Here is an 18066-nt window from a genome sequence, read left to right as displayed (position 1 = left end):
GTTTTCACCCCTTATTTTTTATACGATTCTATTTAATGATTGTTCATGGCATCATTGAACTGCTCATTGAAACGTTCAAAAAACAAATCCGTTTCTTTCTCTTCATTCTCCATGTCCAGTTCAGTTATATCCGGCAATTCTGACAGTTTTTTCAACCCAAAATAATCCATAAAATAATCGGTTGTTCCATACAGAATTGGACGACCGGGAGTTTCCACTCGTCCTCTTTCTTTGATCAATCCTCTTAAAACCAGCTTCTGTAAAGATCCACTAGACTGCACACCACGGATCTCATCGATTTCCATTCGCGTGATTGGCTGTTTGTAAGCGATGATAGCCAAGGTTTCTAGTCCAGCTTGGGATAAGTTTGTAGCGAAAGGAGAAGCAGCATATTTTTTTACAACCGTCGAATACTCTTTCTTGGTAGCTAATTCAAATCGGTTTCCAACTTCCAATAAAGTCAAACCGCTTTCACTGATTTTGTATTTTTCTTGCAACTTCATTAACTCAGCATAGACTGTTTGGGTTGAGGTTTCCAATAAGGAGGCAATTTCTTCTAAAGACAAACCTTCATCTCCTGCAACAAAAAGCAATGCCTCAATTGCCGCTTCATCCATGTATACTCGCTCCTATTCGTTCTGAATCCGTTGAAAAAATCTTGATTTCTTCAAATGCTTTCTCCTGCTGGATCTCAATTTCTTTGCCTTTCATTAATTCCAATAAGGCTAAAAAAGTCAGTACAATTTCATTTCGGTCACCAGAATCAAATAATTCTGAAAATAAAATCGGGTTGCTTTTCCCGTGACGTTTTATTTTATGAATGATGGTGTCCATTTTTTCTTCTAAAGTCACTTCTTCAGAAACAATTCTAGTCTGAACTGGCGCTTTTAGTTTCTTTTTAGACAACATTTCTTGAAATGCCAAAACTAAATCGATCACTTGAACTTTTTCCGGCTCCAGTTCAATATCGATTTGATAATCTTCTAAATTACTGGGTTCTTTTGTAAAATAAAGACTTCTCTCTTCTTCTTTTGATTTCAACATAGAAGCCGCTTGTTTGTATTTTTGATATTCCAACAATTGATCCACTAGTGCTTCTCTTGGATCTATTCCTTCTTCATAGAAATCTTCCTCTTCATCTAAATCCGGCTTCGGCAATAATAATTTGCTTTTTATGGCCATTAAAGTGGCTGCCATGATCAAATAATCTCCTGCCACGTCCAGTTCCAACATTTTCATTGTATGGACGTATGCCAAGTACTGAGAAGTGATCTCCGCAATTGGAATATCATAAATATCTACTTCTAATTGCTGTATTAAATGCAGCAATAAATCCAGAGGTCCTTCGAAAACATCAATTTTTATAGTGATCTCTGACATTGATGTTATCCTCCTTATACTTTAGGTTTTCCATATTCCAACGTTGGAACATAAATCCCCCCTAATTTCTCATCATTTCTTTTCTAATTCCCATTTCGCAACGATTTGACCTGTTTCCAAGGTGCTGATAATTTTTTGATTTGGATACATTTCTTCTAAAGCATTTAACATATCAAAACTAATCCCTTCATTACGATACGAAGGATTGATAGCAATATGACGAAGCAATACCATTTCTTCTCCAGCTTCTACCCCTATTACTCCAATAAAATCACTTGTTTCTTCACTTGACCACAAGTACAGTTGCCGGTTTTCTTCTCGTTCATACCATTCCATTTCATCATTCAATCGTTGAATGTCTTTTAAGTCTGGAATAAACGATAATAATCCCATCGTGATTTTTTTATAGTTTTTCTTATAGCCTACTAACATATTATCCTCCTGATGTTTCAAAAAGCTTGAACAAACAGCTTTTTTACAGTATCTAAAAATTACTCTAATACAATAGATTGCTCTAATTTCATTAAATCTGCATACGTTTCGCGTTTAATTGCCAAGAAGTCTTTTCCATTTTCGACAAAAACCACTGGCGGGCGAGGAATACGATTGTAATTACTTGCCATTGCATAGCCATATGCACCTGTACTGAAAACAGCTAAAATATCTTTAGACGCCGGTTTAGGCAACGGTAAATCCCAGATCAGCATATCACCTGATTCACAGGCTTTTCCTGCTATGGAATACACGTCATCGACAGGGGCACCGGCTCTATTTGCTAAAATACCTGTATATTTTGCATCATATAAGGCTGGACGAATGTTATCTGACATACCTCCGTCCACAGCCAAATAATTTCTCACCTCTGGAATGTGTTTCTGTGAACCTGTTTGATACAACGTAATTCCTGCATCTCCCACTAAACTTCGGCCTGGTTCGATCCAAATTTCTGGTATAGGCAAATCTAAGCGTGCTGTACTGGACTCCATTTCCGAAATAATCGCTTTTACATGTTCTTCAATAGCTAGAGGTTCATCTTCCGGCACATAACGGATACCAAATCCGCCACCGAGATTCAGCACCTTCAACTCGAAACCAAAATCTGTCTGCCACTTTTTAGTTTGGCTGAATAGTCGTTCGATAGCCATTTTAAAGCCGTCCGTCTCAAAAATTTGCGATCCGATATGGCTATGTAACCCTAATACCTCAAGATAAGGCATTTTGGAAATCAATTGAAGAGCCCGTTCGGCTTGTCCACTATTCATATCGAATCCAAATTTTGAATCCACTTGACCAGTAGATATATATTCATGCGTATGAGCTTCCACTCCAGGTGTAACTCGAATAAGAACTTTCGTATGTTGTTCACAGTTCCGCGTCAACCTATCTAATAGGTCCAATTCATAAAAATTATCTACTACAAAACAGCCGATTTGATAGTCTAATGCAGCTTGTATTTCTTCTTCAGACTTATTGTTCCCATGAAAATGGATTTTATGACTTGGAAATTTTGCTTGGATAGCAGTATACAATTCTCCGCCAGAAACCACATCTAATGAAACGCCTTCTTTAGCTAAGATTTGATACAAGGCTAAACAGGAAAAAGCTTTACTCGCATAAGCGACTTGTGCAGTGACATTTTTATCTGCGAAAGCTGTTTTAAATTCATTTGCTTGTGCTTTTATTCGTGCAATATCGTAAACATAGATGGGAGTACCGTATTTTTGGACTAAATCCACTGTATCGACTCCGCCGATCTCTAAATGATTGTCAGCATTGATTTTCATTGTTCCAGTCAACATATTTTCATTCATCTTTACCATACCCCTTACTCCCTTAATATACTTTAGATACTGTATCATAATATACGGTTTTTCACAACGTGCCTAAACAACAGCTTGGCTCTGTGCAAATAGGAAGGTGTTAGATCAAATAGTGATTTTGATCTAACACCTTGCTGATTTTGTACCCCTCTAAAATTGTTGCGGATTTACATATTCGCTAAAATAGCTTTTACAAAAGACTTGAATGTTTCTTTTACGCGAGTAGTGGTTTCAACCACTTCCTCGTGATTCAGGTTAGCTTGCATGCCAGCAGCTAAGTTAGTGATGCAAGAAACACCCATGACTCTTAATCCACCATGATTTGCTACGATTACTTCCGGTACAGTTGACATTCCAACTGCATCTGCTCCAAAAGTACGAGCCATTCTGATTTCTGCAGGCGTCTCGTAGGTTGGACCAGAAAAGCCCATGTAAACTCCTTCTTGTAAAGCGATACCTTGCTCTTGTGCTACTTTGCGCACTATTTCTTGGTATTCCGCATCATAAGCATGACTCATATCTGCAAAACGCGGTCCTAGATTCTCATCGTTAGGGCCATGCAAAGGATTGACGCCTGTGAAGTTGATTTGATCTGTGATCATCATTAGATCGCCAGGTTCAAATGATGTATTGACTCCACCTGCAGCATTCGTGACAACAACAGAGTGAATACCTAATTCTTTCATCACACGAACCGGGAAAGTCACTTCTTCCAACGAATACCCTTCATAGTAATGGAATCTTCCTTGCATAGCTAACACCATTTGTCCGCCTAATGTACCGTATACTAATTGTCCAGCATGTCCCACAACTGTAGACACCGGGAAGTGGGGAATCGTTTCATAAGGGATCGCAATAGGTTGTTCTACTTCTTCGCCCAATTCTCCAAGCCCTGACCCAAGAATCAATCCTACATCTACTTGAGTTACCCCTTGTTCTTTAATGTAAGCTGCTGCTTCTGTAATTCTTTCTTGCATGGTTTGAGTCATAATATCCTCCTGAATAGTTTAGTTTAATTGATCGAGAAAACTTTCGCCAAATCCTGTGCTAGGCACACCAAAATTCTCTGCAATAGTGGTTCCAATATCTGCAAAATGTCCTTGAGTCAATTCTCCTGTTTGTTTCATTGATGGAGAATAAGCCAATAATGGTACATATTCACGTGTATGATCGGTTCCTGGTGCTGTAGGATCATTTCCATGATCTGCTGTAATCAACAGTAAATCGTCTTCTCTCAATTTGCCAAGAATCTCTTCCATTCGTCCGTCAAAGTCTTCAATAGCTTCACCGTAACCTTTTACATCACGACGATGACCAAAAGCTGCATCAAAGTCTACTAGATTCAAAAAGCTTAACCCGGTAAACTCTTTATCCATTATTTTTAATAGTTGGTCTACGCCATCCATATTGCTCTTGGTACGAACAAACTCTGTGATGCCTTGTCCGTTATAGATATCATTGATTTTACCAATTGCGATCACATCTTTTCCAGCATCTTTTAAGGAATCCAAGACGGTGTTGCCGAATGGATCTAACGCATAATCATGACGATTGCTGGTACGCGTGAAGTTTCCTGGTTCTCCTAGGTATGGACGGGCAATGATGCGGCCGATCATGTAAGGATCTTCTAAAGTAATGTTTCTTACATATTCGCAAATGCTGTACAATTCTTCTAACGGAATGACTTCTTCATGAGCTGCGATTTGAAGAACAGGATCTGCTGATGTATAAACGATCAAATCACCTGTTTTCATTTGATGTTCGCCGTATTCATCAATAATCTCTGTTCCACTAGCTGGTTTGTTCCCAACGATTTTACGTCCTGTATGTTCTTCGATTTTATGGATCAAGTCATCTGGGAAACCATCTGGAAATACTCTAAAAGGTGTTTGGATATTCAATCCCATGATTTCCCAGTGTCCAGTCATCGTGTCTTTTCCGACAGATACTTCTTCTAGTTTAGTGTAGTAACCTAGGTGGTCAGCTATATTTTGAACACCTTTTAAAGGACGAATATTTCCCAGTCCTAATTTTTCTAAATGGGGGATCTTTAACCCAACTTCTTCAGCAATATGACCTAATGTGTCACTGCCTACATCATTAAATTTATCAGCATCGGGAGCTTCTCCGATACCTACTGAATCCATTACGATCAAATGTACTCTTTTATATTCCAACATAATTCCTCCTTATAACTTATCTGTATGACACTCCAATTATAGATGAAAACGGATAAAATATCGAGAGTTTTCGCTGTCTTTATGCTCTTGGATGATAGGTTTTATATACTTTTGCCATCCGCTGCTTAGTAATGTGTGTGTATATTTGAGTAGTTGAAATATCCGAATGCCCCAGCAACTCTTGCACCACTCTTAAATCAGCCCCATTTTCGAGCAGATGTGTCGCAAATGAATGCCGCAATGTATGAGGTGTCACTTCTTTTTCTATTCCAGCTTTTTCTACTAAAGCTTTTAAGTTTTTCCATATGCCTTGCCGAGTTAATTTTCTTCCGTGATGATTCAAAAACAAATAAGGGCTTCTCTTATCCGGTTTTTCTAGTTTTCTTCGGCTATACTTCAGATAGTTTTCGATCCATTTGATAGCCAGATCACCGATTGGAATGATCCGCTCTTTATCCCCTTTTCCAATGGTCTGAATCAACCCCAAAGATAAATGCAGATCATCCATTTTTAATTCTGTCAACTCGGATACCCTCAAGCCTGTCGCATACATGACTTCCAAAATAGCTCTGTCTCTCAGGCCTAAAACTTCATCCACATTTGGTGTTTCAATCATTTTTTCGACCTCTGTCATCGACAACACTTTTGGTAAGGTCTGTGCTTTTTTTGGAGTATCAATATGCAGCATCGGGTCAACAGAAGACCGTTGTTCTTGTTTCAAGTATTGGTGGAATCTTCTTAAACTGGAAACCATTCGAATAACGGTAGCAGAAGACTTCTTCAGCTCTTTTAAGTGCTGTAGAAAAGATAATATCGTATACCGATCCACTTGATGCCAATCGTCTATGGCTTCTTTTGCTAAATGATCCAAATACTGTTTTAAGTCTCTGTTGTAGCTTTCAATAGTGTTATCCGCTAAGCCACGTTCAATCCTCAAATAACGGATGTATTCTTCTAAATCTTCCTTCACTTAAAATCCGCTCCATTCCGCTTAAAAAGGTCGGTTCTTAATTCCTTTTTCAAAAAGTGCGCTATTCGGTCTAAACATTATTCCTGTTCAGCTGAATCGTTTTTTACTAAGCGTGTTTCACCGTCAACTTGAACAATTTTTCGTTGTTTCAATAAGTTTCCGATAGCGCGCTTGAATTGGCCTTTGCTGATTCCAAAATGCAATTTGATCTCTTCGGGAGAACTTTTATCTGTATATGGGAAGCTGCCATCTCTTGAACGTTCCAAGATGGCTAACAACATAGCCGCATCTTCAGGAATAGCTTCATGGGCTCTAGGTTTTAAGGAAATATTGACGGTTCCTTCTTGTCCGATTCCAATGACACGACCAGAAATTTCTTCTCCTAGTCTGGGTTCTGCATCTCTTTGAGAAGGATGGATAAAGCCTAAATGATTGCCTTCTGTCAACACATAGGTTCCAACAACTTTTAAACGGTAAGCAATGCCTTTAATGTCTTTATTGACTAATTCTTCCGAAGCTTTTTTTGACAATGAAACAAAAAATTCTTCATCCGCTAATTCGCCCCACATCCGGTCTTTTTCATCCACGCGAAGGGTTACTAATAATTGATCGCCTTTTTTAGGCCATAATTGTTTTTCTGTCGGCAATTCATCCAGCGAAACAACAATTTCTTTATCGGGTAATCCAATATCCACGAAAACACCTAAGTCTCTGCGTACATCAATAACTTTGCTGAAAGCATATTGTCCGATTTGTACCTTAGGAAGATCTTGAGTTAGCTTGTAATCCTTGTTTAAAGAAACATAGGCAAACCCTTCTACAGCATCTCCAAGTTCATATGACGTTGTTTCCGTCTTTGGCAGCTCATAAGTAATACCGCTCTTTTGCACAAAGTAAGCTTTGTCATTAATATCGGTTACGATTCCCGTAATAATTGTTCCTAATGATTGATTCATAGTTATACACTCCTTAAAGTTTTTTCTTTTTTTAGTTTACCATAATTTTATTATGTAAAATACAAATTAAAACGAAAAAACTCCCAGAAAGTAGATTTCTGAGAGTTGCCTTTTTTATTGCTTGAATGAACTTAGATAGCAGATGTAGCTCCACGGTATACGATACCACGGCGAGAGTCTACTGTAATCAATTCATTGTCAGAAATAACACTAGTTGCATCTTCTGTACCAACAATAACTGGAATTCCCATAGCAATCCCAATTACTGCAGCATGACTTGTTAAACCACCTTGTTCAACAATAATTGCAGCAGCTTTTTCGATAGCAGGCAAGTAATCTTTGTCTGTAGTCTTAGTTACTAATACGCAACCTTCTACACTCTTTTCATTAGCTTCTTGAGCGTTTAAAGCTACAACAGCTTTACCAATAACAGATTCATTACCAACGCCATGTCCGCGTACTAGTTTAGAACCGATCATTTGAATTTTCATCAAGTTAGTTGTTCCACGTTCTCCAACTGGAACACCAGCCGTAATAATGATCAAATCGCCTTCTTTAGCATACCCTTTATCTTGAGCAATACCTGTAGCTAAGTTGAACATATCGTCTGTGGATTCTGGTTTTTCAGAAACTGTTGGGTAAACACCCCATGATAAAGCTAATCCGCGCATAGTTCTTTCAGAGAAAGTAACTGCTACAATAGTAGATTTTGGACGGTATTTAGAAATCATTTGAGCTGTGTGTCCTGATTCAGTTGCCGCAACGATAGTATCAATGTTCAAGTTACGGGCTGTATATCCTACAGATTGTCCAATAGCTTCTGTCATATCGCCTTGGTCGTAAGCTTTTAATGTGAATGAATCTTGGTTTACTAATGCTTCTTCAGTACGAACAGCGATACGTGCCATTGTTTGAACAGCTTCAACTGGGTAATCTCCAGCAGCTGTTTCACCAGATAACATGATTGCATCTGTACCGTCAAAGATAGCATTTGCCACGTCACTTGCTTCAGCACGTGTTGGACGAGGATTGTTTTGCATTGAATCCAACATTTGTGTTGCTGTAATAACTGGTTTACCTAAAGCATTACATTTGCGGATCAAGTCTTTTTGAACAATAGGAACTTCTTCCGTTGGGATTTCTACACCAAGGTCTCCACGAGCAACCATTAAACCATCAGAAACTTTTAAGATTTCGTCAATATTGTCTACGCCTTCTTGGCTTTCGATTTTAGGGATGATTTTAACATGAGTCATGTTTTCTTCTTCTAAAATTTGAGTGATTTCTAATACATCAGTAGCGCGACGTACGAAACTTGCTGCAATAAAATCGATATCTTGGCTTAAACCAAAACGGATATCAGCAGCATCTTTTTCAGTGATACCAGGAAGGTTAACAGAAACGCCTGGTACGTTTACACCTTTTTTGTTTTTCAATGTTCCGGCATTTTGTACAGTCGTTACAATTTCTTGGTTGTCCATGTCAATATCAGTTACCAATAAATCGATCAAACCATCATCTAATAAAATGTGAGAACCAGGATTTACATCGTTGATCAATTCAGCGTAAGTTACAGAGAACTTTTCTTGTGTTCCTTCAACTTCGTTCATTGCAACGCGTACAACCTCTCCAGTAGAAAAGACTACTTTTCCTTCTTTCATGTTGTGAGTACGTATTTCTGGTCCTTTTGTATCTAATAAGAGAGCAACCATTTTCCCAGTGATTCTTGAAGCTTCGCGAATATTTTTAATTCTTGCTCCATGTTCTTCAAAGTCCCCGTGTGAGAAATTTAATCGTGCAACGTTCATTCCTGCATCGATCATCTTTACTAAATAATCTACGGACTCACTTGCTGGTCCAATAGTACAAACAATTTTTGTTTTTTTCATTATTCAAAACTCCTAACTTATTAGTTTAACTTTTTAAATTTTATACACATGATTATTGGATTCACTATTTATCTTACCGCAGAAAAATAAGTAAATCCACTTTTTGAAGAAATCTTTAGTTAGAAATTTCTTGGTTTAGTTTGTATAATGAAACATCTGGTTGGTGTATTCCTTTTTCCAAGGTTGTAACGATATCAGAAGCAATCATTTTATTGTTCACGATTCCCAAGCAAAGTCCGCCCATACCTTCTTTTAGGTAGTCAACAGCTCTAGCTCCAAATTGGCTAGCTAAAACGCGGTCTCTGGCAGTAGGCGATCCTCCACGTTGAACGTGTCCTAAAACAGTTACACGAGCATGGAAATCTCCAAATTTATACAATTCTTCTGCAAAATTATTCCCATTCATTACCCCTTCAGCAAGGATAATAATCGTATGTTTTTTCCCTTTTTCACGGCCTTCAGTAATCTTAGCAGCTACTTCAGCCATGTCAAATTCTTTCTCCGGAATGATGATTTGTTCTACTCCACCAGATACGCCTGCCCAAAGAGCGATGTCTCCAGCATTCCGTCCCATAACTTCTACAATAAAAGTACGAACATGACTAGTAGCCGTATCACGAATTTTATCTAAAGAGTCCAAAACAGTATTGATAGCAGTATCGAATCCAATACAAAAATCAGTTCCTGGAATATCGTTGTCGATTGTTCCTGGAAGACCAATAGTTGGGTACCCATGTTTTGTAAGAGCAAGAGCGCCTCTATAAGAACCGTCTCCACCAACAACTACTAAGCCTTCGATACCAAATTTCTTTAATTGTTCAATCCCTTTTAATTGCCCTTCTTCAGTAGCAAATTCAGGATAACGTGCTGAATAAAGAAAAGTACCCCCTCTAGAAATCATATCTCCTACATCGTTATGGTGTAATTGACGAATATCTCCAGCTACTAAGCCAGCATATCCATAATTGATTCCGAAAACTTCCATTCCTTCGTAAAGAGCTTTACGAACAACAGCTCTAATAGCTGCGTTCATTCCAGGAGCGTCTCCTCCACTTGTTAAAACAGCGATACGTTTCATATTCCACTTTCACCTCATAAAAGTTATAGTAAACAAAAAATATAAATATAAAGATGATCCTGTATAAATAATGTGATATTTATTTATACATAAATAAGCCAACAAGGACATTCTACCATTTTTCAGATAAATTGTCTTATGAATTCTGTTATTCTTTTCAGATATTTTTCATTTTTTAGAATATTTTAATCTCACTCGATCACAATGTTTCCTTTGCCTAATAAATCTTCAACTGCTTTTACGAGTTCTGGAGAATTTTTTATCCAAAATTTCTCTTGCAATCCCATTTTTTTATTGGTCTTGACATAATATAAAATAACCGGAATCGCACCTGGATAATCTGCTAAATATTCTTGTAATCGGTTTAGAGTAGCGTTGTCTTCATTGGTCTCTTCTATGCGAATAAAACATTTTTTCGTCTCTCGGTTTTCTTCCAACTTCTCGGCTTCTTGTATTTGATGTACCAAGACCTGCAGACCTTGTCCCGCTCTGGCTTCTACCTTTCCTTCCACGTACAACACTTTGCTTTTTTCGAGCGATTGGATGTATTTACGGTAAACTTTTGGGAACAATGTCAAAGAGATGTCTCCGGAAGTATCACTGATTTCTACAAAAGCCATCGGTTCACCTTTTTTAGTGGTGATTTTTTTGATTTCTTTTACTTGTCCGATTAGTTTTGCGGTCTTTCCATTGACCAGATCTTTAATGTAAGAAGCTTGTTTTACTTTGCGCAAATCATCGTATTTTTCAGTAGGGTGTCCAGACAAATACACTCCTAAATACGTATTTTCTGCTTCCAATTTTTCAGCTGCAGTCATGTCAGGAGCTTCTTCGTACTTAGGCTGCAATACATCAAACAGTCCTACATTGTCACCGCTGAATTTGACGCTTGTCAGAATATTTTCCAGTGAATGGATCAACGTCCCTCTGGAATATTGGAAGTCGTCAAATGCTCCTACATAAACCAACGGCAAGATAAATTCTTCTTTCAACCACTTCGTATCCATTCTTCTCAAAAAATGAATAAAGTCTTTATACGATCCTTCATTTCTTCTCTTTTGGATGATTTCAGACACATAGTCTCTTCTCAATCCTTTTATAGTAGCTAAACCAAAGAGAATGCCGGATCCTTTTTTGGTAAAATGCGAATAACTTTGATTGATGTCTGGATTAAATACAGGGATTTTCCTTTTTTTCGCTTCCAACAAATAATCTTTCATTTTAGTGGTATTGTGCAGCGCTGAATTTAACAGCGCGATATAGAAAGCTTGTGGGTGATGCACTTTGATATAGGCCATTTGATACCCGATAAAAGAATAGGCGATCGAATGGGAACGGTTAAAACCATAGTTGGCAAAGCGTTCAATATAATCGTACACTTTTTTAGCGTCTTGTTCAGCGTACCCCTGTTCTTTAGCCCCTTTTACAAAATGGACTCTTTCAGCATCAATCAATTCTTTTTTCTTTTTCCCGATAGCTCTGCGTAAGATATCAGCTTGTCCTAAAGAATACCCTGCCATTTTAGAAGCCACTTGCATAACTTGCTCTTGATAAACCATTACTCCATAAGTCACTTCTAAAATCTCTTTTAAACTTTCGTGCGGATATTCAATCGGCAATTCGCCTTTCTTCCGTTTGACAAATACATCGATCTGTTCCATTGGACCTGGACGATATAAAGCATTGACCGCTGCAATGTCTTCTATCGATTCGGGATGGAGTTTTCGCAATACATTTTTGATACCACCAGACTCAAACTGGAAAATCCCTACTGTATCTGCTCGTTGGAACAATTTCAGTGTTTCTGGATCATCCATCGGAATGTCTTGAGCCTGGAGAGGTGTTCCGGTGTCTTGTTGAATGATTTTCAATGCTTCTCCTAAAATCGTCAGGTTTTTCAATCCTAGAAAATCCATTTTCAATAAACCAATTTCCTCTACATTTCCCATCGGATATTGTGTTAATGCTATTGAATTGCTGCCTTCTTGAAGCGGAATAACAGACTCTAGCTTCTGGTCGCTGATCACTACACCTGCCGCATGTGTGGAAGTGTGTCGGGGCAGCCCTTCGATTTTTTTAGCTGTCTCGAACATCAATTGATTTTGATTATTCTTATTGACCAGCTGCTGTAAAGCAGAAGACTGTCGATAAGCTTCTTCTAAAGTAATGCCCAGCTGACTAGGAATCGCTTTTGACCATTGGTTAGACTCTTCTTGTTTCAACCCAAATACACGGGCCGTATCTCTAAGTGCCATTTTTGCTGCCAACGTACCGAATGTAATAATCTGTGCGACATGGTCTTTTCCATATTTGTTTTTGACGTATTGTAAAACTTCATCTCGTCGATTATCGGGAAAATCCAAATCGATATCCGGCATATTGTATCGTTCTTCGTTTAAAAACCGTTCAAACAGCAAGTTGTAGCGTATAGGATCTACATCTGTTATCTCAAGTACAAACGAAACGAGAGAACCAGCTGCGGATCCTCGGCCTGCCCCAGTAACGATTTTAGCTTGATGAGCGTAAGCCATGACATCCCAAACAATCAAGAAGTAATCTTCAAAGCCCATTTTTTGAATCACACTCAATTCATAAGCCAATCGTTTTTTATAGCGGTCATCTGCATGTGGAACTCTTTTTTTCAGCCCTTTTTGACATAACTCTTCTAAGTAAGCTGTCGTAGCTTTTCCATTTTCAATCGGATATTTAGGCAGCAATCGTTGCTGCAAAGGGATGTCCATTGCAACACGCTTAGCTATCTTAGCTGTATTTTGAGCTGCTTCTTCTAGACCAGCTTCTCTGAATTGCTGCTCCATCGCTGAACATTCTGGTAAATTGCGCGTACCAAATAAAGTTCCGTCTTGGCTTGTCAGCTGTTCTCCTTTATCAATCGATCGAAGTACTTTTAAACTGAATGCATCTTCTTGATTTAAATAACGCACATCATTCAAAGCGACCGTCTCTATCGCTAGTTCCTCTGTTAAATGAATTAACTGATCCTTGATCGACGACAAGTCTTCGTGCAGTTGGATACCGATCAAAAATTGATCGGCTGAAAATAGTTCTTTGTATTTCCTAGCCACTGTTCCAGCTTCATCAAATTGTCCATTTAACAATAATTGTTCGATTTCCCCTGTTTCTCCTGGTGATAAAGCAATCAATCCTTCTATATAAGGGGCCAATTCTGCAAAAGAGAAAGGCTGATCAGGAGACAGCATTTTTTTCGTAGACAACGAAATCAACTGTTGATAACCTTGGTTTGTTTCAGCTAGTAAGACCAGCGAAAATGTTTGATCGGATTGGACAGATCCCATCATTTCAAGTGTCAGCCCTACAATGGGTTTAATCTCATGTTTGAGACACAATTTATAAAAGTCGACGGCTCCATAAAGTACATTTTGATCGGTCAAAGCTAGAGCTTCATAGCCTCTTTCTTTAGCAGATAAGACTAGTTCTTCAACAGATAAAGTACTTTGAAGCAATGAGTAGGCACTATTCACCTGTAATTGCACAAAAGACATCCGGTATCCTCCTCTTCATAAGTTTGAATCCTTTTTACAATTATGTATTACTGCATCTCTTCTTTACTAAGATTCGTCTTCGAATTGCACACTTCTTTATTATACTCTGAAGTGGAGGAAAACCGCAAATTCTCCTCAAAAATCATCAGCTTTTACTTTCATTCTTAAAAAAAAGTGGTAGAATGAGGATGAAGAAAGAGGGTGTTGATACCATGAAATATATCGCAACATTATTTTGGGGATTTTGCTTAGGACAAGTAGTGAATTACATCGGAAGTTCTTTAACCAGCGGAACTTATTCCTTTTTCACAGCTACTTTAATTGGTTTATTGAGTGCAGTACTGGTTATCTTATTGACTTCTGCTATTCCGAAACCTCCAGAAACACAACATTAATCTACTATTCAACTGAATGAAATCATCTCAAAAAAAAGAAGCCGGAATTTAAATCCCGGCTTCTTTTTTGCTTATTCTGAATCTAATTGGGCAACCTCAACGGCCAAGTGCTCTTCTCTGACAGTTAATACAGCTGTCGCTCCAGGATAAATTGTTCCTGCAATAATTTGTTTGGCAATCGGCGTTTCTACTTCTTTTGTCAGATACCGTTGCAAAGGCCGCGCTCCATAGGCTGGATCGTACGCTTTTTCAGCGATCCAAGATTGGGCTTCTTCCGTGATATCCAAGCTGATCTCTTGCTGTAGCAACCGTTTTTCTAAGTCTTTAGTCATTTTCAACACGATTTTCTTCACGACTTCAAAATTCAATGGTGCAAATAGAATCGTATCGTCAATCCGATTTAAAAACTCTGGTTTGAAGCTGGCTCTTAGCAAGTTCAACACTTCATCTTTCGTGTGTTGCGCAATTTCGCCTTTTTCATTGGTTCCGTCCAATAGCAAACCTGATCCAATATTGCTGGTCATAATCAAGACGGTATTCTTAAAGTCTACTACGCGACCTTTAGAATCCGTTAATCGTCCATCGTCTAACACTTGCAGTAAGATATTAAACACATCGGGGTGAGCTTTTTCAATTTCATCCAATAAAATAATCGTATACGGACTTCTTCTGACAGCTTCCGTCAATTGCCCACCTTCTTCGTACCCTACATAACCAGGAGGTGCTCCGACTAATCTGGAAACGGTGTGTTTCTCCATATACTCACTCATATCAATACGCACCATATGGTCTTGGGAATCAAACAGGTTTTCAGCCAAAGTTTTAGCCAATTCGGTTTTTCCTACACCGGTTGGTCCCAAGAATAAGAATGAGCCTAATGGTTTATTTGGATTTTGGATACCTGCACGTGCTCGAATAACCGCATCTGTCACACTCTCTACTGCCTCATCCTGGCCAATCACTCTTGATTTCATATTCTCCGCCAAATTCAATAGTTTTTCGCGTTCGCCTTTGACTAATCGATTAACCGGAATACCAGTCAATCTACCGACGACTAAGGCAATTTCTTCTTCCGTAACCGATTCTTGCACTAAACGATTCACATTCGAATCGAGTTGAGCTTGGCTGTCTTCCAACTCTTTCAATTCTTTTTCAAGCGCTGGAATTTCTCCATGACGCAAGACGGCTGCACGTTCTAAATCATAACGTCCTTCAGCATCCTCTAATTCATGGCGTAACTGATCCAATTTTTCTCTTTTATCTCTTAAATGATTTACTTGATTCTTTTCAGCATCCCATTTCAATTGCAATTGACTGGCTTCTTCTTTCAACTCGGCCAGTTCTTCTTGAATGATGTCCAGTCTTCGCTTGCTGGCTTCATCTTGCTCTTTTTTCAAAGCCGCTTCTTCGATTTCCAACTGCATCACACGTCTTCTGACTTGATCCAGTTCAGTAGGCATCGAATTCATTTCCACACGAATGGTTGCGCAAGCTTCATCAACTAAATCAATGGCTTTGTCCGGCAAAAAACGGTCCGTAATGTAGCGATTCGATAAGGTTGCTGCCGCTACAATAGCATTATCGTGGATGTTGACACTGTGATAAATCTCAAAACGTTCTTTTAGTCCACGTAAGATACTAATGGTTTCTTCAACGGTTGGTTCATTAACCAATACTTTTTGGAAACGACGTTCTAACGCTTTATCCGTTTCCACGTATTGACGGTATTCATCTAACGTCGTTGCTCCAATACAATGCAACTCTCCACGAGCCAACATAGGTTTCAGCAAGTTTCCAGCATCCATGCTGCCTTCTGTTTTGCCCGCTCCCACGATGGTGTGAATTTCATCAATGAATAAGATAATTTGTCCATCACTTTTCTTCACTTCTTTTAAAACTGCTTTTAATCGTTCTTCAAATTCGCCTCGGTATTTCGCTCCAGCGATCAAAGCACCCATATCTAAGGAGTAAACGGTTTTATCTTTCAAATTCTCTGGAACATCTCTGCGCACGATGCGTTGCGCTAGTCCTTCTACAATAGCCGTTTTACCTACCCCCGGCTCTCCTATCAAGACAGGATTATTCTTTGTTTTCCGAGATAATATCCGGATCACATTTCGTATTTCTTCATCTCTTCCTATAATAGGATCTTGTTTCCCGCTTTTAACGGCTTCAATCAAATCAGTCCCATATTTTTTCAATGCTTCATAGTTTTCTTCTTGATTTTGTGAAGTCACTCGTTCCCCACCTCTTAGTTCTTCAATTTTAGTGCGCAAGTTTTTTTCTGTCAGCCCTTGAGCCGTTAATTCTTTCGTCAGTGAATGATTTTTAAGTTTCATTAAGGCCAATAAAAAAATCTCCGTAGACACAAACTCATCTTGAAAGGTCTCACTGATTTTATCGGCTTCCGTCATCAAGTTAAACAGATTTTGGCTCATCGATTGCCCATATTGAAGGTTACTTCCTTGAACGACCGATATTTTATCTAATTCCTGATCAATCACTTGTTCAAATTGATCCGTATCGATGCCGACTTGGTCATAAATATTCTTTGCAAAATGATTTGGTGTCAAAAATATTTTCCATAAATGAGCAATGTCAATCTCTTGATGTTGTCTAGTCACAGCGATCTGTTGTGCCTCGCTTAAGGCTTCTTGCATCGTACTTGTTAATTTGTTCAGCTCCATATTTTCCACCACTTTCAGTTGAATGATTTACTATAAGTCTATTTTACTCTTTTGGTCAATAATGGTCAAACATTTTCATTGCTCAAACAAACTATTTTTGGAGATTCTATGACAAGTGTATACTAAATACAAGCGAATAGCTTACGAGAAACTCATAGAAAGGATGTCATTATGAAAGCAATCGTTATCAACCAATACGGTTCTGCTGACGAACTAGTCGAACAAGAGGTACCTCTTCCAGAAATAAACGATGACCAGATATTAATGGAGTTAAAAGCTACTTCCATCAATCCTGTTGATTGGAAAATGCGTGAAGGTTATCTAAAAGAGATGTTGCCTTATAAATTTCCAATCATTTTAGGCTGGGATGCAGCGGGGATCGTAAAAAAAGTTGGAAATCAGGTGACCGCTTTCCAACCAGGAGATAAAGTGTTTGCACGGCCTAAAACCAACCCAACCGGTACTTATGCAGAATATGTAGCTGTTGAGGAGGATTTGGTGTGTTCTCTTCCAGAAAACAGTTCTTTTGATGAAGCTGCAGCCATTCCGCTCACAGGCCAAACAGCTTGGGTAGCGTTAGTAGAGATTGCACACATCAAAAAAGGCGACCGTGTCCTAATTCATGGAGGTTCTGGTGGTGTTGGCCATTTAGCGATCCAGATCGCCAAACATTTCGGCGCTTATGTAGCCGCAACCGCTAGTGGAAAAAATGAAGCTTTTGTTCAATCGATGGGTGCGGATGAGTTCATTAATTATAAAGAACAAGACTTTGAAACCTTATTGAGTGATTACGACATCGTACTAGATACGCAAGGTGGAGAAACACAAGAAAAGAGTTTTTCGGTGCTGAAACGCGGCGGCACATTAGTCTCTATTGCTGCTCCGCCGGATGAAGAAAAAGCTGCTGAAAAAGGCATTAAGACTGGCTATTTCTTCTTAGAACCAGATGGAGAAAGATTGCAGGAATTAGCTGAACTAATGAAAAATGACGAATTGAAAGTCACCATTGGTAAGACTGTTCCTTTTACTGAGGAAGGTCTGCGTGAAGCTCATAGAGTTAGTGAAGAACACGGAGTGGTTGGAAAAATCGTGGTTCAGATAGGCAAATAAAAATCGTCAGAGTTATTCTGATTAGGGCATAAGAACCCCCGCTGAAGAATTTTCGAAATGAAAATTCTTCAGCGGGGGTT

General features: G+C 38.7%; 14 protein-coding genes. 2 read left to right on the top strand and 12 right to left on the bottom strand.

The window, feature by feature from the left end; translation table 11 throughout:
* Positions 1–32: 32 nt before the first annotated feature.
* The 11 genes from scpB to dnaE all read right to left on the bottom strand — a co-directional run bounded on the left by scpB (position 33) and on the right by dnaE (position 13794).
* The gene (gene scpB / locus ACEN4I_RS02715) at positions 33–617 is read right to left on the bottom strand and encodes an SMC-Scp complex subunit ScpB (RefSeq protein WP_407097619.1); all 585 of its coding nucleotides are present in this window, start codon (positions 615–617) and stop codon (positions 33–35) included.
* A complete protein-coding gene (locus ACEN4I_RS02710; protein ID WP_407097618.1) occupies positions 610–1380 on the bottom strand; it encodes a segregation/condensation protein A in 771 nt (256 codons plus the stop codon). Before ACEN4I_RS02710 ends, scpB begins: the two co-directional genes overlap by 8 nt.
* A 72-nt stretch (positions 1381–1452) precedes the next feature.
* Positions 1453–1812, bottom strand: a complete 360-nt coding sequence (locus ACEN4I_RS02705) for a GNAT family N-acetyltransferase (protein ID WP_407097617.1) — start codon at positions 1810–1812, stop codon at positions 1453–1455.
* A 59-nt stretch (positions 1813–1871) separates the two neighbouring features.
* Positions 1872–3191, bottom strand: coding sequence for a diaminopimelate decarboxylase (lysA, locus tag ACEN4I_RS02700; protein ID WP_407097623.1), 1320 nt, complete (start codon positions 3189–3191; stop codon positions 1872–1874).
* Between the two features lie 176 nt (positions 3192–3367).
* Positions 3368–4189, bottom strand: coding sequence for a purine-nucleoside phosphorylase (locus tag ACEN4I_RS02695; RefSeq protein ID WP_407097616.1), 822 nt, complete (start codon positions 4187–4189; stop codon positions 3368–3370).
* Positions 4190–4207: 18 nt separating this feature from the next.
* Positions 4208–5380, bottom strand: a complete 1173-nt coding sequence (gene deoB, locus ACEN4I_RS02690; protein WP_407127507.1) for a phosphopentomutase — start codon at positions 5378–5380, stop codon at positions 4208–4210.
* Positions 5381–5459: 79 nt separating this feature from the next.
* Complete coding sequence (gene xerD / locus ACEN4I_RS02685) at positions 5460–6350, bottom strand: site-specific tyrosine recombinase XerD (RefSeq protein WP_407097614.1); 891 nt, start codon at positions 6348–6350, stop codon at positions 5460–5462.
* Positions 6351–6427: 77 nt separating this feature from the next.
* A complete protein-coding gene (locus tag ACEN4I_RS02680) occupies positions 6428–7306 on the bottom strand; it encodes a S1 RNA-binding domain-containing protein (protein WP_407101774.1) in 879 nt (292 codons plus the stop codon).
* Between the two features lie 131 nt (positions 7307–7437).
* Entirely contained in the window at positions 7438–9195 is a 1758-nt protein-coding gene (pyk, locus tag ACEN4I_RS02675) for a pyruvate kinase (RefSeq protein WP_407101772.1), read from the bottom strand.
* Positions 9196–9310: 115 nt separating this feature from the next.
* Entirely contained in the window at positions 9311–10273 is a 963-nt protein-coding gene (pfkA, locus tag ACEN4I_RS02670) for a 6-phosphofructokinase (protein ID WP_407097611.1), read from the bottom strand.
* A 191-nt stretch (positions 10274–10464) separates the two neighbouring features.
* On the bottom strand, positions 10465–13794 hold the full coding sequence (gene dnaE / locus ACEN4I_RS02665; RefSeq protein WP_407101770.1) for a DNA polymerase III subunit alpha: 3330 nt from the start codon (positions 13792–13794) through the stop codon (positions 10465–10467).
* 212 nt (positions 13795–14006) lie between these two features.
* Here dnaE and ACEN4I_RS02660 point away from each other — a divergent pair, with 212 nt between their 5' ends.
* Positions 14007–14189, top strand: coding sequence for a YjzD family protein (locus ACEN4I_RS02660; RefSeq protein ID WP_407095309.1), 183 nt, complete (start codon positions 14007–14009; stop codon positions 14187–14189).
* 71 nt (positions 14190–14260) lie between these two features.
* Here ACEN4I_RS02660 and clpB read toward each other — a convergent pair whose 3' ends face one another.
* Positions 14261–16876, bottom strand: coding sequence for an ATP-dependent chaperone ClpB (gene clpB / locus ACEN4I_RS02655; RefSeq protein WP_407095310.1), 2616 nt, complete (start codon positions 16874–16876; stop codon positions 14261–14263).
* Between the two features lie 171 nt (positions 16877–17047).
* On the opposite strand from clpB, the gene ACEN4I_RS02650 reads away from it, so the two are divergent.
* Positions 17048–17986, top strand: coding sequence for an NADP-dependent oxidoreductase (locus tag ACEN4I_RS02650; protein ID WP_407101768.1), 939 nt, complete (start codon positions 17048–17050; stop codon positions 17984–17986).
* Positions 17987–18066: the final 80 nt, after the last annotated feature.

It is taken from the genome of Desemzia sp. FAM 23990 (assembly GCF_045528485.1).
In the GTDB taxonomy this organism is placed as follows: domain Bacteria; phylum Bacillota; class Bacilli; order Lactobacillales; family Carnobacteriaceae; genus Desemzia.
Note: the sequence above shows the minus strand (reverse complement) of the source record. Positions and strands in the feature narration are given on the sequence as shown.